20 protein-coding genes are annotated in these 23,446 nt (G+C 74.3%); 9 read left to right on the forward strand and 11 right to left on the reverse strand.

What is annotated here, in order from left to right; translation table 11 throughout:
- Nucleotides 1-21: 21 nt before the first annotated feature.
- Both EV372_RS07065 and EV372_RS07070 read right to left on the reverse strand, forming a co-directional pair.
- The gene (locus tag EV372_RS07065) at nucleotides 22-1,455 is read right to left on the reverse strand and encodes an MFS transporter (RefSeq protein ID WP_130395341.1); all 1,434 of its coding nucleotides are present in this window, start codon (nucleotides 1,453-1,455) and stop codon (nucleotides 22-24) included.
- Nucleotides 1,456-1,624: 169 nt separating this feature from the next.
- Nucleotides 1,625-3,100 carry an NCS2 family permease gene (locus EV372_RS07070; protein ID WP_130395342.1) on the reverse strand — a complete coding sequence of 492 codons (1,476 nt, stop codon included), beginning with the start codon at nucleotides 3,098-3,100 and terminating at the stop codon, nucleotides 1,625-1,627.
- 279 nt (nucleotides 3,101-3,379) lie between these two features.
- Here EV372_RS07070 and EV372_RS07075 point away from each other — a divergent pair, with 279 nt between their 5' ends.
- Both EV372_RS07075 and EV372_RS07080 read left to right on the forward strand, forming a co-directional pair.
- A complete protein-coding gene (locus EV372_RS07075; protein ID WP_130395343.1) occupies nucleotides 3,380-3,634 on the forward strand; it encodes a DUF2530 domain-containing protein in 255 nt (84 codons plus the stop codon).
- Between the two features lie 54 nt (nucleotides 3,635-3,688).
- Nucleotides 3,689-5,185, forward strand: coding sequence for a DUF7059 domain-containing protein (locus EV372_RS07080; RefSeq protein WP_130395344.1), 1,497 nt, complete (start codon nucleotides 3,689-3,691; stop codon nucleotides 5,183-5,185).
- 82 nt (nucleotides 5,186-5,267) lie between these two features.
- Here EV372_RS07080 and EV372_RS29220 read toward each other — a convergent pair whose 3' ends face one another.
- Both EV372_RS29220 and EV372_RS07090 read right to left on the reverse strand, forming a co-directional pair.
- The gene (locus tag EV372_RS29220) at nucleotides 5,268-5,417 is read right to left on the reverse strand and encodes a hypothetical protein (RefSeq protein WP_197044371.1); all 150 of its coding nucleotides are present in this window, start codon (nucleotides 5,415-5,417) and stop codon (nucleotides 5,268-5,270) included.
- A 16-nt stretch (nucleotides 5,418-5,433) separates the two neighbouring features.
- Nucleotides 5,434-5,787 (reverse strand): ArsR/SmtB family transcription factor, encoded by a 354-nt coding sequence (locus EV372_RS07090; RefSeq protein WP_130395345.1) that lies wholly within the window; start codon nucleotides 5,785-5,787, stop codon nucleotides 5,434-5,436.
- A 67-nt stretch (nucleotides 5,788-5,854) separates the two neighbouring features.
- Here EV372_RS07090 and EV372_RS07095 point away from each other — a divergent pair, with 67 nt between their 5' ends.
- Nucleotides 5,855-6,727: an MOSC domain-containing protein gene (locus EV372_RS07095; protein ID WP_130395346.1), complete on the forward strand. Its 873-nt coding sequence runs from the start codon at nucleotides 5,855-5,857 to the stop codon at nucleotides 6,725-6,727.
- Nucleotides 6,728-6,861: 134 nt separating this feature from the next.
- Here EV372_RS07095 and EV372_RS07100 read toward each other — a convergent pair whose 3' ends face one another.
- The 4 genes from EV372_RS07100 to EV372_RS07115 all read right to left on the reverse strand — a co-directional run bounded on the left by EV372_RS07100 (nucleotide 6,862) and on the right by EV372_RS07115 (nucleotide 13,062).
- Nucleotides 6,862-10,146 (reverse strand): sacsin N-terminal ATP-binding-like domain-containing protein, encoded by a 3,285-nt coding sequence (locus EV372_RS07100; RefSeq protein ID WP_130398801.1) that lies wholly within the window; start codon nucleotides 10,144-10,146, stop codon nucleotides 6,862-6,864.
- A gap of 227 nt (nucleotides 10,147-10,373) precedes the next feature.
- The gene (locus EV372_RS07105) at nucleotides 10,374-11,129 is read right to left on the reverse strand and encodes a DUF3027 domain-containing protein (protein ID WP_019607894.1); all 756 of its coding nucleotides are present in this window, start codon (nucleotides 11,127-11,129) and stop codon (nucleotides 10,374-10,376) included.
- A gap of 194 nt (nucleotides 11,130-11,323) precedes the next feature.
- Nucleotides 11,324-11,707 carry a cold-shock protein gene (locus EV372_RS07110; protein WP_019607893.1) on the reverse strand — a complete coding sequence of 128 codons (384 nt, stop codon included), beginning with the start codon at nucleotides 11,705-11,707 and terminating at the stop codon, nucleotides 11,324-11,326.
- A 569-nt stretch (nucleotides 11,708-12,276) separates the two neighbouring features.
- Nucleotides 12,277-13,062 (reverse strand): hypothetical protein, encoded by a 786-nt coding sequence (locus EV372_RS07115; protein ID WP_130395347.1) that lies wholly within the window; start codon nucleotides 13,060-13,062, stop codon nucleotides 12,277-12,279.
- Nucleotides 13,063-13,226: 164 nt separating this feature from the next.
- Between EV372_RS07115 and EV372_RS07120 the strand changes: the two genes are divergently transcribed.
- From EV372_RS07120 to EV372_RS07135, 4 genes are all read left to right on the forward strand, one after another.
- Nucleotides 13,227-15,809, forward strand: a complete 2,583-nt coding sequence (locus EV372_RS07120) for a helicase-associated domain-containing protein (protein ID WP_130395348.1) — start codon at nucleotides 13,227-13,229, stop codon at nucleotides 15,807-15,809.
- 89 nt (nucleotides 15,810-15,898) lie between these two features.
- Nucleotides 15,899-16,360 carry a hypothetical protein gene (locus EV372_RS07125; RefSeq protein ID WP_130395349.1) on the forward strand — a complete coding sequence of 154 codons (462 nt, stop codon included), beginning with the start codon at nucleotides 15,899-15,901 and terminating at the stop codon, nucleotides 16,358-16,360.
- Between the two features lie 123 nt (nucleotides 16,361-16,483).
- A complete protein-coding gene (locus EV372_RS29350) occupies nucleotides 16,484-17,047 on the forward strand; it encodes a hypothetical protein (protein WP_486484103.1) in 564 nt (187 codons plus the stop codon).
- Between the two features lie 133 nt (nucleotides 17,048-17,180).
- Nucleotides 17,181-18,827, forward strand: coding sequence for a DNA repair helicase XPB (locus tag EV372_RS07135; RefSeq protein WP_013155190.1), 1,647 nt, complete (start codon nucleotides 17,181-17,183; stop codon nucleotides 18,825-18,827).
- Between the two features lie 60 nt (nucleotides 18,828-18,887).
- On the opposite strand, the gene EV372_RS07140 is transcribed toward EV372_RS07135, so the two are convergent.
- A complete protein-coding gene (locus EV372_RS07140; protein WP_013155191.1) occupies nucleotides 18,888-19,124 on the reverse strand; it encodes a hypothetical protein in 237 nt (78 codons plus the stop codon).
- A 205-nt stretch (nucleotides 19,125-19,329) separates the two neighbouring features.
- On the opposite strand from EV372_RS07140, the gene EV372_RS07145 reads away from it, so the two are divergent.
- Nucleotides 19,330-20,325, forward strand: coding sequence for a R2-like ligand-binding oxidase (locus EV372_RS07145; RefSeq protein WP_130395350.1), 996 nt, complete (start codon nucleotides 19,330-19,332; stop codon nucleotides 20,323-20,325).
- 16 nt (nucleotides 20,326-20,341) lie between these two features.
- Here the strand turns inward: EV372_RS07145 and EV372_RS07150 are convergent, their stop codons facing one another.
- Both EV372_RS07150 and EV372_RS07155 read right to left on the reverse strand, forming a co-directional pair.
- Complete coding sequence (locus tag EV372_RS07150) at nucleotides 20,342-21,394, reverse strand: zeta toxin family protein (protein WP_130395351.1); 1,053 nt, start codon at nucleotides 21,392-21,394, stop codon at nucleotides 20,342-20,344.
- A 130-nt stretch (nucleotides 21,395-21,524) separates the two neighbouring features.
- On the reverse strand, nucleotides 21,525-22,838 hold the full coding sequence (locus EV372_RS07155) for a glycoside hydrolase family 6 protein (RefSeq protein WP_130395352.1): 1,314 nt from the start codon (nucleotides 22,836-22,838) through the stop codon (nucleotides 21,525-21,527).
- Nucleotides 22,839-23,005: 167 nt separating this feature from the next.
- Here EV372_RS07155 and EV372_RS07160 point away from each other — a divergent pair, with 167 nt between their 5' ends.
- Nucleotides 23,006-23,428, forward strand: a complete 423-nt coding sequence (locus tag EV372_RS07160) for an NUDIX hydrolase (RefSeq protein WP_130395353.1) — start codon at nucleotides 23,006-23,008, stop codon at nucleotides 23,426-23,428.
- Nucleotides 23,429-23,446 lie beyond the last annotated feature (18 nt).

Consider the following 23,446-nt stretch of genomic DNA (forward strand, 5'->3'; position numbering starts at 1 on the left):
GGCGGGGCACGACCGGGGGTCTCAGGTACGGGTGACCGTGTCCGGTCGGGTCCCGTCCTCGCCTGGGACGAGGCGGACCCGGGTGGAGCCGTCCGGGAGGCGCTCGGCGTCCACCCGCTCGCGCTCCGCCTCCGGGGCCTCCTCGCGTCCGCTCCCGGCCTCCGCGGCCTCCTCCTCGGAGGCCTCCTCCTCGGCGGCGGCCTCCGCGTCCGCGGAGGGGCGCCGCCCCGGGAGCACGTCGCGCGGGCGCACGCCCTTGGCGCGGAAGAGCAGGACGGAGATGACCGTGACGACCACGAGGGTCACCGCGCCGCCGATGACCAGGCTCGTCTCCGGGCCGAAGGTGTCGGCGAGCAGGCCCACCACGGGCGCGCCGATGGGCGCCACGCCCATGAACACCAGCAGGAACATGCTCATGACGCGCCCGCGCATACGCGGGTCCACGCTGAGCTGGAAGGTGGCGTTGAGCGTGGTCACGTACGTCATGAAGGCCACACCCATGGGCACCAGCACCAGGACGAACGGCACGTAGCCGGGCATGAGACCGGCGACGACCTGGAGCGCGCCGAAGGCCAGCGACCCGATCAGCACCAGCCGCAGCCGGGGCCGGTCGCGACGGGCGGCCAGCAGGGCGCCGGCGAGGGCGCCGACGGCCAGGAAGGCGGCGGCCACGCCGAAGGCGTCGGCTCCGGCCTCGAACACGTTGTTGACCATCAGCGCGATCTGGTTCTGGCTGTTGGCGCCGAAGAACTGCGTGGCGGCGGCCAGCACCAGCAGCAGGACCAGGTCGCGTCTGCCGCCGATGTAGCGCAGCCCCTCCCGGATCTGCCCCTTGCCCCGGGCCACCCGCTCGGTGGGGTTGAGCTCGGAGGTGCGGATCATCATCAGGGCGAGGATGGTGAACCCGAACGACGCGCCGTTGATGAGGAAGACCGGTCCGCTGCCGATGACGGCGATGAGCAGACCGGCGACGGCCGGACCGGTCACCCGGCCGAGCTGGAAGCTGGCGCTGTTGAGCGCGATGGCGTTGGACAGGTGCTCGCGCTCGACCATCTCCGGGACGAAGGCCTGCCGCCCGGGGTTGTCGAGCACGGTGATCATGCCGAGCACGAAGGCGAACAGGTACACGTGCCAGACCTGCGCGGCCCCCGCGGTGGCCAGGATTCCGAGGCCGACGGCGAGCACGCCCATGGCGGCCTGGGTGCACACCAGCAGCCTGCGCTTGTCCAGCCGGTCGACCAGCGCCCCGCCCCACAGCCCGAAGAGGAGCAGCGGCAGGAACTGGAGGGCGGTGGTCATGCCGAGCGCGATACCGCTGCCCCCGCTGAGCTGGAGGACCAGCCAGTCCTGCGCGATGCGCTGCATCCACGTGCCGGGGTTGGACAGCAGCTGGCCCAGGGCGTACAGCCGGTAGTTGCGGTTGGCCAGGGACCGGAACATGGCGATACGCCGCATCAGTCCCTCCCCTCGGACGTGAGGGGAGGGACTGATGCGGCCATCGGCGGTCGGCTTCGGTCGCGGCCGGGTGGACAAAGCGGGCAAATAAGTAAACGGCGTTGACTCATCACTGGAGTCAACGCCGTTCACCGCCGCCGGAATTCCCGGACTGCCGGAAAGCCGCGCGTCAGCCGATCAGGGCGTTGATCGGCGCCTCGGCGAAGTGGATCAGGAAGACCAGCGAGATCAGCCACAGCAGCGGGTGGACCTGACGCCCCTTCCCCGTGACCAGGCTGACGAAGGCGTAGGTCAGCAGGCCGAACCCGATGCCGTTGGCGATCGAGTAGGTGAAGGGCATCATGATGATCGCCATGAAGGACCCCAGGCCCAGCGCCGGGTCGGTGAAGTCGATGTTGACGACCTGGACCATCATCATGAATCCCACGATCACCAGCACCGGTGTGGCGGCCTCGAAGGGCACCAGGTTCACCAGCGGGGTGAACAGGGTGGCCAGCATCATCAGGACACCGGTGACGATCGGCGCGATACCGGTGCGGGCGCCCTCGCCGACGCCCGCGGCGGACTCGGCGTAGATGGTGGCGACCGAGGCCGAACCCAGGCCGCCCAGGACCGTGCCGATGGAGTCGGCGGCCAGCACCTCGCGGGAGCCCTGGATGTTGCCGTCCTCGTCGGCCAGGTCGCCCTGGTGGGCGACACCGACCATGGTGCCCATGGTGTCGAAGAAGTCCGCGAGCAGCAGCGTGAAGATCAGCATGACCACGGTGGCGATGCCGATGTCGGCCCAACGGGAGAGCACGTTGAGACCGCCGTCGGCGAACATGCCGACGAGCGAGAAGTCGGGGATCGCGACCACTCCCCCGCCGGAGGACAGGGTCGGGACCGTCAGGCTCCAGCCGAGGCGGTTGTCGCCGCCGCCGAACAGCGACTCCACGAGGAGGGCGACGACCGTGGAGGCGATGATGCCGATGAGCATCGAGCCCGGCACCTTGCGCACGTACAGGGCGAGGGTGACCAGCAGGCCGATGACGAAGATCAGGATCGGCCAGCCCTGGAGGCCGCCGTTGCCGAGTTGGACGGGGGTGCCCTCACCGGCCTGCACGAAACCGGCGTTGACCAGGCCGACCAGGGCCAGGAAGAGGCCCACCCCGACGGCGATGGCGACCTTGAGGCCGGGCGGGATCGCGGCGAAGACCGCGGTGCGGAACCCGGTGAGCACCAGGATCAGCAGCAGCACGCCCTCGATGATGATCAGCAGGAAGACGTCGGACCAGGGCATGACCGGCGCGATGCCGTAGGCGACGACGGCGTTGAGCCCCATGCCCGCCGCGATGGCGAAGGGGTAGCGGCTGACGACGCCCATGAGCACGCAGGAGATCGCGGCGACCAGGGCGGTGACGGCGGCCACCTGGGGGATGCCCAGGGTCTCTCCGTTGACGTCCTCGGCCGTACCGATGATCAGCGGGTTGAGGACCACGATGTAGGCCATGGCGAAGAAGGTCGCCAGACCGCCCCGCACCTCGGTGCCGAAGGTGGACCCGCGCTCGGAGACGCGGAAGTAGCGGTCGAGGGGGCCCGACGGCGTCTTGCCGGTGCCGCTGGGGGATGGACCGGTGCCGCTGGGGGATGGACTCGGATTTTTCACGTCGTCAGCCTGACCTGGTCGTACTTACTGGACAAGAAGGATTCTGCGTCAGGTTAGTTGCATGTTCACACAACCCGGGCCACATGTTTCCCCGATTCTTCGGAGGAAAGACCAGAGGGCCGGAGGATCGGCTCCGCGAGTGTGACGAATCCGTCCCCGGGCGGCGGGGCGGCCCGGTGCGCGCGCCGCCCGTTCCGGCGCGCCCGCCCCCTCTCCGGTGCGCGCCGCCTCCACCGCACGCGCGCGCCCTCCCCCGCGGTGAGCGGATAGCCTGGAACCGTGCGCAAACCTCGCCAGCCCGACCCGGACGTCCACGAGAGCGACTACCGCGTGCCCGCCGCGATCGGCACCCTGGCGTGGACGGTGGCGCTCGTGGTCCTCATCGCGATGGGCGACGGGCTGCCCGCGTCCGAGCGCTGGTGGATCGGCGTCTGCGTGACCGGCATCGTGCTGGGCGTGTTCGGGTTCCTGTACATACCCCACCTGCTGCGCAGGCGCTCCGACGCCGCCGAGCGCCGGGCCGACCGCTCCTGACCAGCGCCGGGCACCCCCCGGCGGGGCACCGCGGTTCTGCCCGATAATGGGCGGGTGTCTGAGACGAGATTTCCGCGCGGTCTGGCCGAGCGACTCCGCGGCATCCTCATCGACGCCGACTACACCGTGTCCGGCGTCCGTGACCGCCTCGGCGACGCCGCCGCGCGCGCACTGGCCCGCGAGGAGCTGGTGCCCGCCCTGCGCGCCACCGGCGGCGACGAACGGCTCGGACTGCTGCTGCGCCTGTGGTGGCTGCGGTCGTCCATCCCCGCGCGCGCCGCGCGTTCGATCCTGCCCGTGGACGAACTGGCCGAGGCCGGGCTGGTCACCGTGGAGGAGGGGCAGAACGGGCCCGTCGTGCGCGCCCTGGTGCACCTGGGCCCCTGGGAGCTGGAGGACGGCAGGCCCGGGTTCGTGGTCTCCGACCCCAAGGTGCGCCCCGGAAGCGGCGCGGTCCCCGCTCCCGACCACGTGGTGGGCGCGGGCGGCGCCTCCTCCACCCTGTCCCGGCTGATCGTGGACGGGCCGGTGGAGCGCGCCCTGGACGTGGGCACCGGATGCGGGGTGCAGGCCCTGCACCTGGCCTCGCGGGCGCGCGAGGTGGTGGCCACCGACCTCAACCCGCGCGCCGTGCGCCTGGCCGGGATCAGCCTGGCCCTGTCCGGGGTCGCCGACGCCCGCCTGGAGCAGGGTTCGCTGTACGAGCCGGTCAAGGGCGAGCGCTTCGACCTGATCGTGTCCAACCCGCCGTTCGTGATCACCCCCGACTCCTCCCGGTACACCTACCGGGAGTCGGACCTGCCCGGCGACACCGTGTGCGCCGAGCTGGTGCGGCAGGCCCCGGCGCACCTGACCGAGGGCGGCTGGTGCCAGATCCTGGCGAACTGGGTGCACCGCGACGGCGACGACTGGGAGGACCGGGTCGGCGGCTGGGTGACCGGGACCGGGTGCTCGGGCTGGGTGGTCCAGCGCGACGTGCAGGACCCCGCCGAGTACGTGGAGCTGTGGCTGCGCGACTCCTGTGAGCACGGCACCCCCGAGTACACCCGCCGCTACGACGCCTGGCTCGACTACTTCGAGCGCGAGGGCATCAAGGGCATCGGGTTCGGGTGGATCTGCCTGCGCAACGACGTCGCCCAGGACGCGACCGTGCGCGTGGAGGAGCTGCGGCACGAGATCGAGCGGCCCGTGGGCCCCTACCTGCCCGACGTGGTGGACGGGGCGATGACCGCGCTGCGCCTGACCGACGCCGCGCTGCTGTCCGCGCACGTGGCGCTCGCGCCGGGCGTGGTGGAGGAGAGGGTGGGGCTCCCCGGCGCTCCGGACCCGGAGAAGATCCTGCTGCGCCAGCGCGACGGCCTGCGGCGCGTGGCCCGCGTGGGGACGGTGGAGGCCGCCCTCGCGGGGGTGTGCGACGGCACCATGCCGGTGGGCCCGCTGCTGAACGTCATCGCCGAGCTCATCGGCGAGGACCCCGCGCTGGTGCGCGAGCGCACGCCCGACGCGCTGCGCACCCTCATCGCGGAGGGGTTCTTCCGGGTGGCCCGCTGACCGGCCACCGCCCGGTCCGGGCGTTACCGAACCGGGCGGGTCCCGCTGACCGGGGCCGCACGGGCGGACGGCCCCGGCGGGCTCAGGCCCCGGGCTCCGCGGTGAAGAAGGCCGCGGTCCGCTCCGCCGGGGCCCGGACCTCCTCCGGCCCGGCACCGGCGGCGGCGTCGGCTCCGGCGCCGTTGAGTTCGGCCGTGCGGCCGACCGCGTCGATCCGCTTCCGGACGTCCATGGTGTGCTCTCCCCCGCTAGCGGTCCCGCCCCTCGTCGGCGGACCCTCGGCGTCGGCGCCTTCCCCGGGCCGGTTCGGTCTCCAGAGCCATCAGGCGGGGCTCCCAGCGGGCGGCGAAGCGCCGCAGCCAGGCGTCCACGTCGCGCAGCGGCGAGGGGTCCACCGCGTAGAGCCTGCGGGTGCCCTCCCTGCGCACGGTGGCGAAGCCGTTCTCCCGGAGCACGCGCAGGTGCTGGGAGACGGCGGGCTGGGAGATGCCGAACTCGGCCCGTACGACCTCGGTCAGCTCGCCCGAGGAGTGCTCCCCCTCGTTGAGCAGCTCCAGCAGGCGGCGCCGGACGGGGTCCCCGAGGACGTCGAAGGCGTGCATGACCTCACAATATAAGTAAGTATGTATATAAGCTAGCGTTGATTGAGCGATGCGCTAGCGTTCTCCCATGGCGCGAATCGAGGAACTCGTCCACTACCCGGTCAAGGGATGCGCGGGCACGTCCGCGCGGACCGCCGAGATGACGTCCGCCGGTATCAGGCACGATCGCACGTTCATGGTGGTCGACGACGCCGGGGGCTTCCGCAGCCAGCGCAACGACCCCCGCATGGCGCTCATCCATGCGGGGATCACCGCGGACGGCGCGCGCCTGAGCCTGGGATGGGCCCCCGGGCCGGGGACGGGCGGGTCGGCGCCCCTGGAGGTCGAGGTGGACCCTGAGGGCCCGCGCCTGGACGTGACCATGCACCGGCAGCCGTTCGTCGGCGTGGACCAGGGCCGTGAGGCCGCGGAGTGGCTGTCGGAGGCGCTCGGCGCGCCCAGCCGCCTGGTGCGGGTGCCCGACGACCACGACCGCCACGTGGACGGGCTGACCCCGGGCACCAGCGCGTTCGCGGACAGCACCGCGGTGCTGATGGCGTCGCTGGCCTCCCTCGACCTGCTCGGCGAGCGCATCCTCGCCCGGGGCGCCGAACCCGTGCCGATGAACCGCTTCCGGCCCAACATCGTGGTGTCGGGGTGGGCCGATCCGCACACCGAGGACCGCGTCCGCGCCCTGCGCCTGGGCACCGCGGAGCTGGGCTTCGCCAAGGTGTGCGTCCGCTGCGTGGCCACGACCGTCGACCAGGCCCGGGGCGTCAAGGCGGGACCCGAGCCGCTGCGCACCCTGGCGGACTACCGCCGGGCCCAGGGCGGGGTGGCCTTCGGCGCCAAGTTCGCCGTCACCCGACCCGGAACGCTGGCCGTGGGCGACGAGGTGGAGGTGCTCGCCTGGGAGCGGGCCCGGGACGGGGACGCGGACCTGGCGGGCGCTTCGGCCTGACCTGCGTCCGCCGCACCCGGCGGGTGCGGCGGACGGGCTCCGCGGCCCCGGGACCGGGGCCGCGCCCCTCGTCGTCGGGCCGGGTCCGGAGGCCGGCCGGCCTCCGGGCGCTCCCGTGGGCGCCGGAGGCGGCCTCAGTCGTCCAGGTCGGCCTCGGCCAGCAGCCGCGCCACCGCACCCGGTTCCCGCAGCGCGTCGGCCAGCACGTGCCTCCTGGACCACTGCCCCGCGCGCCAGCACAGCGCCCGGGCCAGCCCGTCAGTGGTCGAGGCGTGCGCCGAGCCGTCCGCGACGTACCACTCCACCTCCACCCCGTCCACCGTGAGCGTCTGGTGGTGCAGGTAGGTGCGGTCGGGCTCCCCCGCCGGGTCGAGGAAGAGGTCCGCCTCGTCCGGAACCTGGCGCATCTGCCCCGCGGACCCGACCCTTCCCGTCACGGCCTCGCTGGCCAGGTCCAGGTCGAGCACGTCCGCCACGGCCTCGGCCGCCTCGGCCGGGGCGAGCACCAGGGCCCGCTCCTGCTCCTCCAGCAGCGGCAGCAGATCCGGGGAGTCCACCACGACCGCGTCCTCGGCGTCGGCCACCACGATCGACCCGCCCCGCACCGCCCGCACGCGGGACGGCGGGGTGACCAGGTCGGCGTCCACCCCGGCCAGGGCGGCCCACACCCTGCGCAGCGACGCGCGGTCCACGTGCCGCTGGGGGTCGGCCAGCCGGGCGAGCAGGTCGTCCGCGCCGTCCGGGTCCGCCAGCACGTCCTCCAGGGTGGTGCGCACGCCCAGGGCGCGGGCGAACTCCGGATCGACGTCGGCGCTCACCTCGTCGTACAGGCCCACCAGGGCGGGGTCGGCGTCCCCCAGCCGCAGCCCCGCGGGCGCGCTCCCGCCCAGCAGGGCCCGCGTGCGCAGCCACCAGGCGGTGTAGGAGGGCACGTCCGCCACGCGGCCGTCGGGCAGCAGTACGCGGGCGGGGGCGGTCACCGCCTCGCGCAGCGGCCCCTCGGCGAGCATGGCCAGGGCGCGGGGCCACTGCTCGTCGGCCACGTAGTCCAGGTCGGCGACGCACACCAGCTCGGGGACGACCGGCGGCAGCTCCGGGTCGCCCACGCGTTCGAGGACCTCGTCGGCCCAGTCCTCCAGGCCGTCCGGGCCCTCCTCACCCGCCGCGCCGTCGAAGACGGAGGCCAGGTCCTCGCCCAGCGCGACCTCCTCGGCGCGGACCGCGGTCAGCTCCCACAGCGCGCCGACGGCGCGCAGGGCCCCGGTCCCGTGCCGTTCCACCAGGTCCGGGTGCACGGTGCCGAAGGGGGCGTCGTCCACGAGGAGGTCGGCCAGGGGCGCGCCGGGCACGAGGAGCTCGGCGGCGACCGAGTAGCCGTCCTCGTCGTCGCGCAGGGCCAGCTCAGAGAGCCAGGGCACGTCGGCGACGCTGATCCCCGAGGCGGACACCAGGCCGAGCACGGCCTCGGCCACGGGGTCGGGGTCGTCGGCGTCCAGGGAGGCGCGGACGGCGGCCTCGGTGCGCCCGTCGCGCAGAACGGTCGCGGCGCTGGCCTCCACCGCGCCCAGGCGGTTGAGGAGCGGGTGCACGGCCTCGGGGTGCACGACGCGCACGCCCAGGGCGGCCAGGGCGTCCAGGGGCCCGCGCTCGCGCCGGTCGTCCCCGTCCCCTCGGCCGTCCCAGGTGTCCCGGTCGTCCCAGCTGTCCCAGTCGTCCTGCTCTCCCCGGTCGTCCCAGCCGTCCCGGTCGTCACCGCGCGCGCCGTCCGCCGCCGACCAGTCCCGCGAGGGCACCAGCAGCGAGCGGGGGCCGCGCACGAGCCTGCCGTCGGCCAGCGGGACGGGCAGGGCGCCGAGTTCGTCCAGGTCGGCACCGCCCCTGCCCGCCCGGTCCAGGGCGGCGTAGAGCGCGGCCCACCAGTGCGGGGGCCGGTCGGTGTCGGCGAGCAGGTCGGCGACGTCGGCCAGGCCGAGGCGGTGGACGCGCAGGGCGGCCAGCGCCGGGTGGCGCGGACTCCAGCTCCCGGGCAGCAGCGGGGGAACGAGTTCGGACAGGACGCGGACGAGGTCGGCGGCGGGGCCGTCGGTCCCGCCCGGACCACCGGTGTCGAGGAGCACGGCGTCGCGCGGGGCGACGGGCGCACCGGCCGCCGTCACCAGGAACGGTGTGTCCTGGAGGGGCTCGGCCACCCGGGCGCGGAAGACGGCGTCGACGGCGCCGCCGCCCACACGGGTCCCGGGCACCAGGTCGAGCGACGCCCGGGGGTCGAAGCGCCGCAGCAGGGCGCAGTAGGCCTCCGCGGCCTCCATGAGCAGCAGGTCGGTGGCGGCCCCGGGCTGGACCGCGCGCCGGTCGCTGCCCAGCGGGAAGGTACCGATGAGGACGGCGGGCAGGTCGAGCTCGGTGTCGGTGGGCGTGGGCGCGTGGACCACGGACTCGACGTCGGCGGGCAGGGCGGCGACCGCGCCGTCCTCGTCCACGGGGACCGCCCACGTCAGCGACCACGACGTGCGGTCCCGTTCCTCGGTGGGCCGGTCGGCGAGCAGGGCGGGGTCGAAGGCGCCCGAGCGTTCGAGGGTCCGCCACAGGGTGGTCCGGGTGCCGTCGCCGTCCAGGTGCGCGGTGACCAGGTCGGCCGTTCCGGCGGCCTCCTCGCGGGTGAGGACGCGTTCGGCGCCCTCGACGTCCACGCGCACCTCGACCAGGCCGGGCAGGGCGAGCAGGAGCGCCTCGCCGGTCCGGTCCAGGAGTTCGCGCACCCGGTCGCGCGCGCGGTCGTCGCGCAGCAGGAGGGTGACGACGGTGTCGTAGCCCTCGGTGCCCTCTCCCGCCTCAGGGGCCTCGGAGGTCGCACGGTTGACGGCCTCGGCGGGGAAGGGCAGGCGCAGCATGGGCACGTGCCCGGAACGGCTCTCCACCTCCCGCGCGAGGCCGCTGTGGGCGCCGTCGTCGCCCAGCAGGTCCGCGACCGCGGCGCGGGCGGCCTCGGCGCTGAAGCGGACGGCCGAGCCGCCGGAGTCGACGGTGACGTCGTCGCTGAGCGCGGCCACCGCGGAGAAGCCCACGCCGAAGCGTCCGGCCGAGCCCTGCTCGCCGCGCTTGGTGGAGGCCCTCAGCGTGGCCAGCGACTCCACGCCCTCGGCGGTCAGGGGTGCGCCGGTGTTGGCGGCGGTCAGCCGGTGGCCGGTCAGCGCCAGGCGCAGCCGGCCCGGGACACCCGCGCGGCGGGCGGCGTCGGCGGCGTTCTGGGCCAGTTCGACCACGACCCGGTCGCGGTAGCCGCCGAGTGCGAAGTCCTCCTCCGCGTTGGCGTCCTCACGGAAGCGCGCGGGGGCGTCGGCCCACGCGGCCAGAACGCGTCGGCGCAGTTCGGCGGTGTTGTAGGGATCGGCCACCGAAGCGGTCAGCGGCTCGGCCATGGCGGTTTCCTCCTGCGCTGCGGGCACGCCCGGCACGGTGCACCCGGGGCGGGATCGGATGCGGTAAACCGACCCTAGCCCACCGGAGCGGAGGGCTGGGGCCGGACCGTGCGGCGCGGCGGCACAGCGTCGGGAGGAGGCAGGTCCCGGGCGGCTCCGGGACGCGGCGGATCCAGACGGTGTCCGAGCTCGGCGTCGGCCTCGGACGGCGTCGGCGTACGCCGACGTCAGGAGTCCGAGGAGACCAGTTCCAGCTCGGCCGTGTCGTCGAAGACGATGTGGTCGTAGCCCATCTCGTCCACGACAGGCTTGACCGGATCGTTGCGCGACTCGGGACGGCGCACCTCGGAATGGGCGCCGCAGCCGTGGTCCATCGAGACCACGCGGCCGTCGTCGGGGGCGTACTCGTTGGTGCACACACCGAACATCTGGCGCAGCTCACCGGCGAGCGGGGTCATGAAACCGCAGGTGAGGCAGCGTGCGGGCGCGGCTGCCGCGATCGGGCTGCGCGGGCCGCCCTCGCCGTTGTACCAGCGCTCGGCGGCCTGCTCGCGTCCGAACTCCGAGAGCACCTGGCGTCGGCCCAGGCCCAGCTCCCAGATCGCCTGCCGGTCCTCGCCCTCGGCGTCCAGCTCGCTGTCGGGCACCTGGGCGTAGCCGGGGACGAGCCGTTCGTCGTCCTCCTCGGCGGGCAGCAGGTCGCCCACGCCGAGGTCGCCGGGGCGCAGGCGCTCCTTCCAGGGCACCCACTCGGGCGGGGCGAGGGCGCCTTCGCCGGGCAGCAGAACGACCTCGTTCACCGTGACCTGTTTGGCGCGCGAGGCGCGGACCACGGTGACGGCGTAGTTCCACCCCGGGTAGGCGGGGTCCAGGCAGGTGAAGAGGTGAGTGACCAGGCGGGTGTCCTCGACCTGGGGGGCGAGGTGCTCACCCACCCACTCGGGTCGCCCGACCTCGGCGGCCACCGAGCGAGCCAGCTCCACCGCCTCGATACATGCCTTGTCCGGTACAGGAGAACGTCGAGTAGGGCTCACGCCCCCATTCTCACTGATCGCGAGCACCGATTTGACCATAACGAGGGTCAAGGTTCGCCCGATACATCCTCCGGAAGAGGTCTCGGAGCCGCGACCGCCCGGGGACCGGGGGCACCGGGCCGGGCCGGGGGCGCGCGGACCGCTCAGGCCTCCAGATCGTCGGCGACCACGCGCAGCACGGAGGCGATCCTGGCCGCCTCGCGGCGTTCGGGGTGGCGTCCCCGGCGGTAGCCGTTGGACAGGCCCTCCAGCAGCTTGATGAGGTCCTCGGTGATCACCACCATCTCGTCCGGCTTCTTGCGCCGCGCCCGGGCGACCGAGTGCTGGTCCTCCAGGAGCCTGACCTGGAGCGCCTGGGCGCCCTTGCGGCCCTCGGCCACGCCGAACTCGACCTTCTGACCGGGCCGCAGCGACGTGGTGCCCGGAGGGAGCGAGGAGGAGTGCACGAAGACCTCACCGCCGTCGTCGCGGGTGAGGAAACCGAAACCCTTGTCGCCGTCGTACCACTTGACCTTGCCGGTGGGCACCTGGGGACCTCATGCTTTCACTGGCGGGTGTGCCGGGAACGGGCCGCGGGCGGGCGCGGTGGGATCCGCGCGGCCCGCGCGTCGCCGGGACACCCCTGGTTTTTCCACGGGTGCCTCCAAAGTAGTGCCCGGGGACTCACCGGCGCGAGGGCATAAACGGCCGCCGGTCCCCGCTCGCGTCCGGCGGGGCGGGGCCTGCCGGAGGCGGCACGGGCCCGGACACGGCGAGGAGGCCCGGATGCGGATCATCCGGGCCTCGCGGCGCCGACTGCGGCCCCGCACCGCTGGGTGCGGAGTGTGGGACGGGACTCGGCGGAGACGTGGGCCGCCTCGGCTGCTGTGGCGACCGGGCTGGAGGCCGGGGCGCCGGTACTGACGCGACCGCCTGAAGCGAAAGAGGCGGTGTACCGACATGACTACCCGAATCCGTGTGTTCGGACGCGCGGTAACGGGCCGACCGGAAAAGGTTATTCCCCAGCGTTTGCCAAGCAATGACCAGCGGGACCAGGCCGTTGAGCTGGGAGGACACCGCACGTGCCCCGCCACGGCGCACGGCCGCGCGCACGCCCTCAGCGCGGTGCCGCGTCCCGCGCGTACGGCGCCGGGCGCGGGAGCCGGGAGTAGAGGTAGACCGCGCACACCAGGGAGGCCGCGCCGAGGCCGATGACCCCGGTGGCGGTCAGGGACTCCTGGACGTACTCGTCGGCGAACTCGGCCTCGCCGCTCCACAGGGCCATGCCGAGCGCGCAGGAGAACAGGGGCAGGCCCACGCCGATCCACTTGTCTCGGGCGGGCCACACCTGGCTGAGCAGGATCAGGGCCGCCCCCAGGACCCACAGGAAGGCCAGGTCCCACCACCAGGGCACGGCCAGCAGCAGCAGGAGCAGGGCCGCGGCCTCGGGCGGGTGGCGGCGCAGCACCGCCACCGGGCCGCCGCGGTCGGGCCGGTCGCGCTGTCCGGGCCGGTCGCCGCGGTCCGCGCGGCGGCCCCGGACGCGCATCTCCGTCTGGCCGGGCCCCTCCAGCAGGGACCTGATCCCGCGGTCGGGGCCGCCCCGCCAGGGCGGCGGCGGCCGGTCGGCGTGGCGCGGCCTGGCGGGGATCAGCTCGTCGTCCTCGACGTCGAGGTCGCGGCCGTCGAGGTCGCGTTCCACCAGGTCCCGGGGTGTGCCCAGACCCCTGAGGATCCCCCGGACGGTGTCCACGTCGTGTCCCGCGGCGGCGCGGCGCGCGTCGATGCGCGAGCGCACTCCGGCGAGGTAGGCGGTGCGTTCCCGCGCGGTCATGCGACCGTGCAGCTCCAGGCCGACCTCGGACAGATAATCCAGTACCAGTTGTTCCGAGCGCTGGTTCATGCCCCCATATTGGCTCAGGATGACCTGGCTTTTAAGCCCTACTTCCCAGTTTCGGTCACCGATTTTCCTTCGGATACGGTCCACGACGGTGTGCCGGAGGCAGTCGCGGAAGCCACAGGGGACGGACGCGAACACCGGGGCCCTGATCGCTTAGCGTTGAACCGATGAGCGACAACGCACCGCCCGACGGGCGCGAACCGGGCACGGGGAACCGCACGGCCCCCGCGTCGGGCCGTCCCCCCACGTTCACCTCCTGGCTGCGCGGCCGGTCGGACGACGCACTCGTCGCCCTGCTGCGGGCCCGCCCGGACCTGGCCCAGCCCGTCCCCGCCGACATCGGCGCGCTCGCCTCGCGGGCCACCACCCGCAACACCGTTCTGCGGGTCCTGGAGCGGCTGGACCGGTTCACGCTCCAGGTGCTGGAGTCGGTGGTCGCGCTCGGTAACGACCGGCTGTCCGAGCCGGTGGGGGTGTCCGCCGCCGAACTGGCCGACGCGCTCGGACCGGTGGGCGGCCACGCGGCCGACCGGGCGGACGCGACGGCGGGCCCCCCGGACGGCGCCCCGGTCGGCGGACCGGCCACGGGGGCGGCCGACGCGCGGACCGGCGCATCGGCGCACGACACGGTGGGCGGACCGGTCGGCGAGGCCCTGGACACCCTGCTGCGCCTGGCCCTGGTCTGGCCCGACCGGGGGCGGCTGCGCCCCGTCCAGGTGCTGCGCGACCTGCTCCCCCAGCCCGCCCAGCTCGGCCCGCCCGCGCGCGTGCTGCTCGCCGCGCTGCCGCACGCCGCCGTCAGGAGGCTCGCCGACGACCTCGCGCCGGGCGGCGGAGGGGACACCCCCGTCGAGGCGGTCGCCGCCGTGCTGTCCGCCCCGCCCGGACCGGTCGGCGACCAGGCCCGGCGGCTGCTGGACAGCATGGTGTGGGGGCCGCCGCACGGGACCGTCTCCGACGCCCGCCGCGAGGTCACCCTGGAGACCGCCGCCTCCCCGGTCGAGGAGCTGATCGCCCGCGCCCTCCTGCTGCCGAGCGGCGACGACACCCTCACCCTTCCGCGCGAGGTGGGGCTGCACCTGCGTTCGGGCCGGCTGTTCCGCGAGGTCACCACCGCGCCGCCGCCCTTCGAGGGGACCGCGCACCCCGCCGAAGCCGTGACACGGGCGGCCGCGGGGCAGGCCTTCACGGTGCTGCGGGCCGTCGAGGAGCTCCTGGAGCACTGGTCCGAGGACCCCGCCGCGGTGCTGCGCAACGGCGGCCTGGGCGTACGCGACCTGCGCCGCGCCGCCCAGACGATGGACACCGACGAGGCCACCGCCGCTCTGTTCGTGGAGGTCGCGTACGCCGCCGGGCTGCTGGGCGCCGACGACCGGGTCGAGGGCGAGTGGCTGCCCACCCGCGAGTACGACCTGTGGCGGGAGCGCGCGCCCGCGCACCGGTGGCTGCGGCTGGCCTCCGCCTGGCTGGAGTCGGACCGCGTGGCGTCGCTGAGCGGGTCGCGCGACTCGGGCGGACGGATGCGCAACGCGCTCGGTCCGGGCCTGGTCCGTCCGGCCGCGCCGCAGGCCCGCCGCGACCTGCTCACGGAGCTGGGCACCGCGGAACCGGGTCTGGCCCCGCTGCCGGACTCACTGTCGGCGCGCCTGTCCTGGCGGCGCCCGCGCCGCCAGTCGCCGGTCTACGCCGAGCTGGTGCGGGCGGCCGCGGCCGAGGCGGCCGCGCTCGGCCTGACCGGGCGCGGCGCGCTGGCCGACCACGTCCGGCCGCTGCTGGACGGCGACGAGGACGCGGCCGCGCGCGTCCTGGGCGGGGAGCTGCCCAAGCCGCTGGACTACGTGCTGGTGCAGGGCGACCTGACGGCCGTCGCGCCGGGCCCGCTGGTGGCCGAACTGGCCCGTGAGCTGGCCCTGGTCGCCGACGTGGAGTCCACCGGCGGGGCCACGGTGTACCGGTTCACGGAGGGGTCGGTGCGTCGGGCGCTGGACGCCGGACGGGGCGTCGCCGACATCACCGCCCTGCTCGAACGCCACTCGCGCACCCCGCTCCCCCAGGCCCTGCGGTACCTGGTGTCGGACGTGGGCCGGCGGCACGGACGGCTGCGGGCCGGTTCGGCGTCGAGCTACCTGCGCTGCGACGAGCCCGCGCTGCTGGAGGAGCTGGTCAGCGACCGGCGGGCCGACGACCTGGGGCTGCTGAGGCTGGCGCCGACCGTGGTGGCGAGCCGGTCGACCCGCGCGGCGCTGGTGGAGCGGCTGCGGCAGCTGGGGTACCACCCGGTGCCCGAGGGCGGGGACGGGTCGATGCGGCTGAGCCGCCCCGAGGTGCGCCGGGCCGACGCGGCGGACGCACCGCCCCCCGCGATGGACGGGTCGGCGGTGTCGCACGCGCTGGCGGCCGCGGCCGTGCGCGCCGTGCGGGCCGGGGACGAGGCCGCCACGGCGGCGCGCACACCGGTCCCGCTGCCCGAGAACGGCCCGCCGGGGTCGCGGTCGGCGGCGGTGCTGGAGGTGCTCGCGGGAGCCGCCAGGGACGGCCGGAGGGTGTGGATCGGCTACACCGACACCGACGGCCGGCAGGTGAGCCGGATCGTGGAGCCGTCGGGTGTGGACGGGGGCTTCCTGACCGCCTACGACGCGACCCGGGCGGCGGTGCACCGGTTCGCCGTGCACCGGGTGACCGCCGTGGCCGAGCTGGCCCCTGAGCCGGGGGAGGAGGCGGGGCGGCAGGAGCGGGTGGAGCCGCGCTAGGACGCACCCGGATTCCTCACGATCGCCCCGGAGGCGGCGGGCTAGTCTGGAACCGAGTTGGTCGACCCACCGACAGCGAGAGAACCCCCATGAGCAACGCATCGCTGCCCCCCGGGGCATCGTCCCCCCGTGAGCACGGACGCGACGACGACCGCGAGCGCCGCAGGTCCCGCGCCCCCGAGCGCGGCGGGGGGCGCGGGGCCGGGAGCGGCCGCCGCGACGACCGCGAGGACGAGCGCGACGGCGGACCCGACGCACGCCGGGCGGCGATCGGGGCCAGCAGTTCGACGATGGCGCTGATCCTGCACGCCCTGACCTTCGTGTGCTGCATGAACTGGCTGTTCGGCGTGGCCGGGATCGTGTTCGCGGTGCGCGCCGCCCACGCCCGCGACCGGGGGCGCGCGGTCCAGGCCGAGACGCTCACGCGCTACTCCTGGTACTGCCTGGGCGCGGCCGGGGTGATGCTCTTCGTGATGCTGGTGCTGACGCTGGTGATGTTCACCCAGGCGGGCTCCTGGATCCAGGGGATCGTCCCGGTCACCAACTACTGAGCCGTGTTTGGCGGGCGGGGCCACCGGGCACCGCGTCTGCACGGAGCGCGGGGGATGACCGGCGGTGACGGCGCCGGGAGCGGTACGAGGCGGGTCCGGCAGGCAGGGGGAGGGGGACGAACGGTGATGAACGGCGGAGGCGGCCCGAAGGCCTTCTGGGAGAGGAAGCACGGCCACACGCCGGGGTCCGTGTCCGGAGGCGGCCGGGGGCGCCCGGCGTCCTCGGCGCCGTTCCGGCTGCCCGGGGCCCCGGTCGCGCCCGGGCAGTTCGGCGCGCCGGGCGCGCCGTGTCCGCCCGGCCCGGGAGGACACGCCACGGGCCCCGCCCCCGCGAGCGCCTCCCCGCTGGCGGCGCACCCCGATCCGGCGCTCCCTCCCGGGGCGGTCGCCCCGGCGGCCCCTCCCGCCCGTGTGGGCGGCGCCGTGGCCGCGCTGGTGGTGGCCGTCCTCAGCGCGGCGGCGTCGATCCTGATGATGTACCTGGGCTTCTGGTTCTTCCTGCTGGCGGTGAACGTGCCCGGGGTCTGGTTCGGCATCGCGGCGCTGCGCGGGCTTCCCGACCCCGAACGGGTGGAGCGGTACATCCGGTACACCTGGACCTGCAACTTCGCCTACTTCGCCCTGTTCGTCCTGTTCCTCATCCCGGTCGTCGTCCTGGCCATGGTGATGCTCCTGTTCACCTCCTGACCGGGCCCCTGCCGGATCCCCCCGCGCCGCGCGCCGCGGTCCGCGGAAGGGGCACGGGCCCCGCGGGCATGATCGGAGGCCCGGATGCGTTGCACCTGTGGCCGCCCCCGCCCCGCGAGATTGAAGGTCCGTGTTGTCCTGCCTGATCGTCCAGTCCGACAAGACGCTCCTGCTGGAGGTCGACCACGAGCTGGCCGGCGAGTGCCGCCGGGCCATCGCCCCCTTCGCCGAACTCGAACGCGCGCCCGAACACGTGCACACCTACCGGATCACACCGCTGGCCCTGTGGAACTCCCGTGCCGCCGGACACGACGCCGAGCAGGTCGTGGACGCGCTGATCCGGTTCTCCAAGTTCCCGGTGCCGCACTCGCTGCTGGTGGACATCGCCGAGACGATGGACCGCTACGGGCGGCTGCGGCTCGTGGGAGACCCGCGGCACGGCCTGGTCCTGGAGTCCTCCGACCGCGCCGTGCTGGAGGAGGTCGTCCGCGCCAAGAAGCTCAAGGGCATGCTGGGCGAGCGGCTGGGCGAGGACTCGGTCGCCGTGCACCCGAGCGAGCGCGGCAACCTCAAGCAGGCGCTGCTCAAGATCGGGTGGCCCGCCGAGGACCTGGCCGGGTACGTGGACGGCGAGGCGCACCCCATCGACCTCGACCAGGACGGCTGGGAGCTGCGCGGCTACCAGAGGGAGGCCGCGGAGAGCTTCCACGCGGGCGGGTCCGGCGTGGTGGTCCTGCCGTGCGGCGCGGGCAAGACCGTGGTCGGCGCGGCGGCGATGGCCATGACCGGGGCGACCACGCTCATCCTGGTGACGAACACGGTGTCGGTGCACCAGTGGAAGACCGAGCTGCTGCGGCGCACCTCGCTGACCGAGGACGAGATCGGCGAGTACTCGGGCACCCGCAAGGAGATCCGCCCCGTCACCATCGCCACCTACCAGGTCATGGCGGCCAGGCGCAAGGGCGTGTACACGCACCTGGAGCTGTTCGACGCCCGCGACTGGGGCCTGGTCGTCTACGACGAGGTGCACCTGCTGCCCGCGCCGATCTTCCGGATGACCGCCGACCTCCAGGCCCGGCGCCGACTGGGCCTGACCGCGACCCTGGTGCGCGAGGACGGCCGCGAGGGCGACGTGTTCTCGCTGATCGGCCCCAAGCGCTACGACGCGCCGTGGAAGGACATGGAGAACCAGGGGTGGATCGCCCCCGCGGACTGCGTCGAGGTGCGGGTGGACCTGTCGGAGGCCGAGCGGCTGGCGTACGCGACCGCCGAGCCGGAGGACCGCTACCGGTTCTGCGCCTCCTCCGAGACCAAGACCTCCGTGGTCCGGGAGATCGTGGAGCGCCACCCCGATGAGCAGGTGCTGGTCATCGGCTCCTACATCGACCAGCTGGACGAGCTCGGCGCGTCGCTGGGCGCGCCGGTGATCAAGGGCGAGACCCGCAACAAGGAGCGCGAGCGCCTCTTCGACGCCTTCCGCTCCGGGGACCTGCGGACGCTGGTGGTGTCGAAGGTCGCGAACTTCTCCATCGACCTGCCCGAGGCCGGTGTCGCGGTGCAGGTGTCGGGGTCCTTCGGCTCGCGGCAGGAGGAGGCGCAGCGGCTCGGCCGGGTGCTGCGCCCCAAGGCCGACGGCCGCGCCGCCCGCTTCTACGCGGTGGTGGCGCGCGACACCCTCGACCAGGACTACGCCGCGCACCGGCAGCGCTTCCTGGCCGAACAGGGGTACGCCTACCGGATCACCGACGCCGGCGACCTGCTGTCGGGCGAGGAGATCTGACCGGGTCGGGCGGCCCCGCACGCGGCCCGGCGGGGCGCGTCCGCCCGGGGTTCGCGCCGCTCAGAAGGACGGCAGACCGCCCATGACGTAGGTGCCCGCGGCGATCCCCCAGGCCACCAGGGAGTAGCTCAGGGTGCGGGTGCGCAGGAGCCGGTCGCCCCGCACGGACGGCGCGGTGAAGGCCGCCACGAGGAGCGCCATGCCGAGCAGGGCGGGGATGGCGGAGGCCAACGCGAAGAGCTGGGTCTGGGCGGCGCACGCGGTGTAGCCGGATGTGCCGGGATCACCACAGAACACGTCGTTCCCCGATCGTTCGGTGCGGTCGGTACTCCCCGACCGTACCGTTTCGGCGGGGGCGCGCCGTCAACGGCCGCGGTCGCACATCCGACCGAGTCGGATTCGGTTCTTGGCGCCGCGCATCCCGTTCGCTCTTTACACGAACCCCTTTCGTGTCCAATCATGAGGGCACAGCAGCTCCCCCAGCGGCCAGGAGGTCCTCCCCGTGCCCGTCTCCCCCGCCCCGCCCCCGCCCCCTCCCGCGCGGCGCCGCACCGGCTTCCACTCGCTCCGGGGCGGCGGCCTGAACTGGGACTCCCTCCCGCTCAAGCTGTTCGCCAAGGGCAACGCCCGGTTCTGGAACCCGGCGGACATCGACCTGAGCCGGGACGCCGAGGACTGGGAGAAGCTGGGCGAGGGGGCCCGGGCGCGGATCCTGCGGCTGTGCGCGTTCTTCGTGGCGGGCGAGGAAGCGGTGACGGAGGACATCCAGCCCTTCCTCCGGGCCATGGCCGCGGAGGGGCGGCTGGGCGACGAGATGTACCTGACCCAGTTCGCGTTCGAGGAGGCCAGGCACGTCCAGGCGTTCCGGCTGTGGCTGGACGCGCTCGGGGTCCACGAGGACCTGCACGGGTACGTGGACGCCAACCCGGGCTACCGGACGCTGTTCCACGAGGAGCTGCCCAGCTCGTTGGAGGCGCTGCTGGAGGACCCGAGCCCCCGCAACCAGGTGCGCGCCTCGGTCACCTACAACCACGTCATCGAGGGCTCGCTGGCGCTGACCGGGTACTACGCCTGGAACCACCTGTGCACGGTGCGCGACGTCTTCCCGGGGATGCGCCGGATCGTGCGCGGGATCGGCGACGACGAGCGGCGCCACATGGCGTGGGGCACCTTCACCTGCCGCCGCCACGTCGCGGCCGACGACGCCAACTGGGACGTGGTGCGCGAGCGGCTGGACGAGCTGCTGCCGCACGTGGTGTCCACGGTGGAACGCGGTGAGGAGCCCTCGGGGGCCCAGGCGACCCGACGCTACGAACTGCCGCCGGGGGAGCTGGTCCGCTACGCGAGCGACCGCGCGCTGCGCCGCCTCGGCGCGATCGGGTCCGCGCGCGGGGTGCCCGTGTCGCGCATCGACCTGGACGCCACGCCCGAGGACCTGGAGGAGCGGTTCGGCGAGGAGGACCGGGAGGCCGTGCGGAGGCTGGCGGCCCGGGACTGAGAACCCGCGGGGCCGCTCAGACCGCGCTGCGCGGGGCGCTCCCGGACGCGTGCCACAGCTCCCTGCGCCCGCGTTCGGCCTCCAGGGCGACGCGCCCGAACGGCTCGGTCCGCCAGTCGTCCTCCTCCCGGTGGTTGGCGTAGAGCACGTCGCCGTCGCGGGAGAGGACGTAGAGCGAGTCCGCCAGCCGGTGGGTCTCCAGGAACTCCACCGTGTTGGGGAGGCCCAGATAGGAACGGTCATGGTGGAGTTCGGGCATCCACCTGCCGAAACCCTGGTCGGCGCGGGCCCGGGCGTACCGGTCGGCGATCGCGAAGCGGCTGTTGGAACTGTGGGTGGCCACGAGGGCGACCTCCACCCGGTACCCCGCGTCGCGGAACCCCTCCACCCAGGACGCGGCCCAGTCGGCGCGGCCGAGGGGGTGGCTGCACACGGCGTCCACGCGGCCCGCGCGCATGTGCTCCATGGCCAGCCCGTGCAGGCCGCCGACCTGCCGGGCCAGGGCGGTGGAGGCGGCGCGGTCGTCGGCGGCCATCGCCCACTCGTAGTCCGGCGCCAGGCGCAGCAGGTCGTCGCCGTCGTAGCTGACGGTGCCCTCGGGCAGGAACGGCAGGACCAGGCGCTGGAGGGTGGACTTGCCCGAGCCGGGCTGGCCGCCCAGGAGCAGGAGTCGGGGACGCTCGCGGGCCGGTCCGGTGAGCCGGTCGCGGAGCGCGAGGTCGAACAGCGCGTCCAGGTCGGACCCGGCCAGGACGGGGCCCGGTTCCCCGGGGGTCGCGCCGTCGCGGACCCGGATCGGCTCGGCCCGCAGCTCGGCGACGATTCCCGGGAGCTCCCGGTTGAGCCGGGCGACCTCCCCGTCGTCGAGGAAGGGCAGCCGTGCCTCCCGCGCGAGGAGTTCGGCGGCGCGCTCCCGGAGCCCGGTCCTGCTCAGGCAGGCGCCGACGGCCGCGCTGTACAGGTTGTAGGCCCGTTCGCGCGCCTGCCGGGAACCGGCCTCCTGCGCGGGGAAACCGCCGCAGGCGCTGTCCTCCACCAGGGTCCGCTCGCCCACCTGTGGAACCGTCATCCGTGTCCGCCCTTCACCCACCGGGGATGCTAGTGCTTCCCCGGCCCCGGGGTACGGGGTTCGGCGCGGTTGGCCGGAGGCGGCCAGGAGGACGGGGTGGGACGCGCTGGGCCCCACCCCGTCAGTGCGGTCAGGCCGCGGAGCACGTCACCTCGGGCGTGCCGTTGCTACCGCCGTGGGTCCCGGTGAACCCGAACTCGGTGCTGCCGCCGGCGCTGAGCGTGCCGTTCCAGCCGAGGTCGGAGGCGGTGACCCGCGACCCGCTGCTGGAGAACTCGGCGTTCCAGCCCTGGCTGAACCGCTGCCCGTCGGCGTAGGTCCACGTCACGGTCCAGCCGCTGAGGGAGTCCTCGGCGGTGACCGTCACCGCCGCCTGGAAGCCGTTGCCCCACTCGCTGACGACCCTGTAGTCGGCCGTGCAGCCCTCGCCCGCGGGCGGGTCGGTGGGCTCCTCGGGGTCGGTCGGCCCACCGGGGTCGGTGGGGTGCTCGGGGGCGTTCACCGCCATGTCGTAGGCGGCCTGGGGCACGAACTGCCCCGCGGGCGCGATGCAGCCGTCGGCCTCACCGGGCAGCTTGGTCCAGATGAAGGCGTCGATCAGCGGGTTCCCGGTGTCGGTGGTGCTGGGGCGGCCGATCATCCGTCCCGGCGGGTCGCACCACTCGTTCTGGGGCGCGGGGCCGTTGCCGTTGCGGCTGGTGTCGATCACGGCGCCGAGGCCGGACACGCCCGTCGCGGAGATGACGGCCTCGGCGAAGGCGACCTCGTCGTGGGTCCAGTTGTAGTTGGAGGTGTTGGTGGCGACGCCGTGCGCGCTGTTCGCGACGTCCGCGCCGTTGAGCAGGTCGGCGGCCTCCTGCGGGTCCAGCCAGGCCGAGTTGCCGATGTCGAAGTAGACCCTGGCCTCGGAGGAGCCCTCCATGAGCGCCTTGCCCGCGTAGGCCATGGAGTCCAGGAGTTCGGAGGGGTCGCTGCAGCCGCTCACCAGCGGCAGGGCGTCGGGCTCCAGGACGATGGTGGCGGACCGGCCCTCCAGCCCCGCGGCGACCTCGTCCACCCAGGCACGGTAGGCGTCGTGGCTGGGCGCCCCGCCGCCGCTGTGGTTGCCGCAGTCGCGGCCGGGGATGTTGTAGACCACCAGGATGGGGGTCTGGCCCTGGGCGTCGGCGGCGCTGACCACCGCGTCCACGTCGTCGCGGACCTCGGCGGGGTTGTACTGGGTGAACCAGGTGGCCTGGGCGACCGAGGCGATGCGGTCGCGGATGACGTCGGCCCGGGGGTCGTTCGGGTTCTCCTCGACCCAGACGGCCGCCGACGTGTTGGGGTTGACGTAGAACTCGGAGTCGGCGGCCGAGGCGGGCGCCGTGGCGAGCAGCGCCGTTCCCAGGGCCAGGGCCGAGACGGAGCTCACTGCTGCTCCGACGGCTATGCGTGTGCGGGACATGAGCCTTCCTTCGGTGTGGTGTTCCCCGGTTTCCCCTGCTTCCCCGTTACTGCGCGCATGGGAGCGCTCCCAAAAAGTCACATTACCCGGCGGAGCCCCTCGCCCCCAGGGGGGTAACGACTGTGTTTCCCAAAGGTGACATCCACGCCCTGACATAGGGTGGTCACATGTCACCCACCCCGCCCTCCTCCCCCGCCGTCATCGACGCCCTGGCCTGGGTCCACGTCCGCGAGGGGCGCCTGCTGTGCGTCCGCACCGACGGGGTGGACCTGTTCTACCTGCCCGGCGGCAAGCGCGAGCCCGGGGAGAGCGACGAGGCCGCGGTGGCCCGCGAGGCGCTGGAGGAGGTCAGCGTGGTGCTGCGGCCGGACACGGTCCGCCGGATCGCGGTGATCGACGAGGCCGCCCACGCCCAGGGCCCGGGCACCCGCGTGCGCCTGTCGTGCCACACCGCCGAGTACGACGGCGAGATCTCGGCGGACAACGAGATCGCCGAACTCGCCTGGATCGGCTTCGCCGACCGCCGGCGCTGCGCCCCGGCGGTGCGCCGCCTCATCGAACTCCTCCACGCCGAGGGCACCGTCGACTGACCCGCGCGCCCGCCCCCG

The sequence above is a fragment of the Nocardiopsis sp. CNZ308 genome (genome assembly GCF_004217075.1).

Coding starts and splice junctions, on each gene's coding strand:
- EV372_RS07065 (WP_130395341.1), bottom strand. CDS start 1,455: ATGCGGCGTATCGCCATGTTCCGGTCCCTGGCCAACCGCAACTACCGG.
- EV372_RS29220 (WP_197044371.1), bottom strand. CDS start 5,417: ATGGACGTCCGGAAGCGGATCGACGCGGTCGGCCGCACGGCCGAACTC.
- EV372_RS07090 (WP_130395345.1), bottom strand. CDS start 5,787: ATGCACGCCTTCGACGTCCTCGGGGACCCCGTCCGGCGCCGCCTGCTG.
- EV372_RS07095 (WP_130395346.1), top strand. CDS start 5,855: ATGGCGCGAATCGAGGAACTCGTCCACTACCCGGTCAAGGGATGCGCG.
- EV372_RS07100 (WP_130398801.1), bottom strand. CDS start 10,146: ATGGCCGAGCCGCTGACCGCTTCGGTGGCCGATCCCTACAACACCGCC.
- EV372_RS07115 (WP_130395347.1), bottom strand. CDS start 13,062: ATGAACCAGCGCTCGGAACAACTGGTACTGGATTATCTGTCCGAGGTC.
- EV372_RS07120 (WP_130395348.1), top strand. CDS start 13,227: ATGAGCGACAACGCACCGCCCGACGGGCGCGAACCGGGCACGGGGAAC.
- EV372_RS07125 (WP_130395349.1), top strand. CDS start 15,899: ATGAGCAACGCATCGCTGCCCCCCGGGGCATCGTCCCCCCGTGAGCAC.
- EV372_RS07150 (WP_130395351.1), bottom strand. CDS start 21,394: ATGACGGTTCCACAGGTGGGCGAGCGGACCCTGGTGGAGGACAGCGCC.
- EV372_RS07155 (WP_130395352.1), bottom strand. CDS start 22,838: ATGTCCCGCACACGCATAGCCGTCGGAGCAGCAGTGAGCTCCGTCTCG.
- EV372_RS07160 (WP_130395353.1), top strand. CDS start 23,006: ATGTCACCCACCCCGCCCTCCTCCCCCGCCGTCATCGACGCCCTGGCC.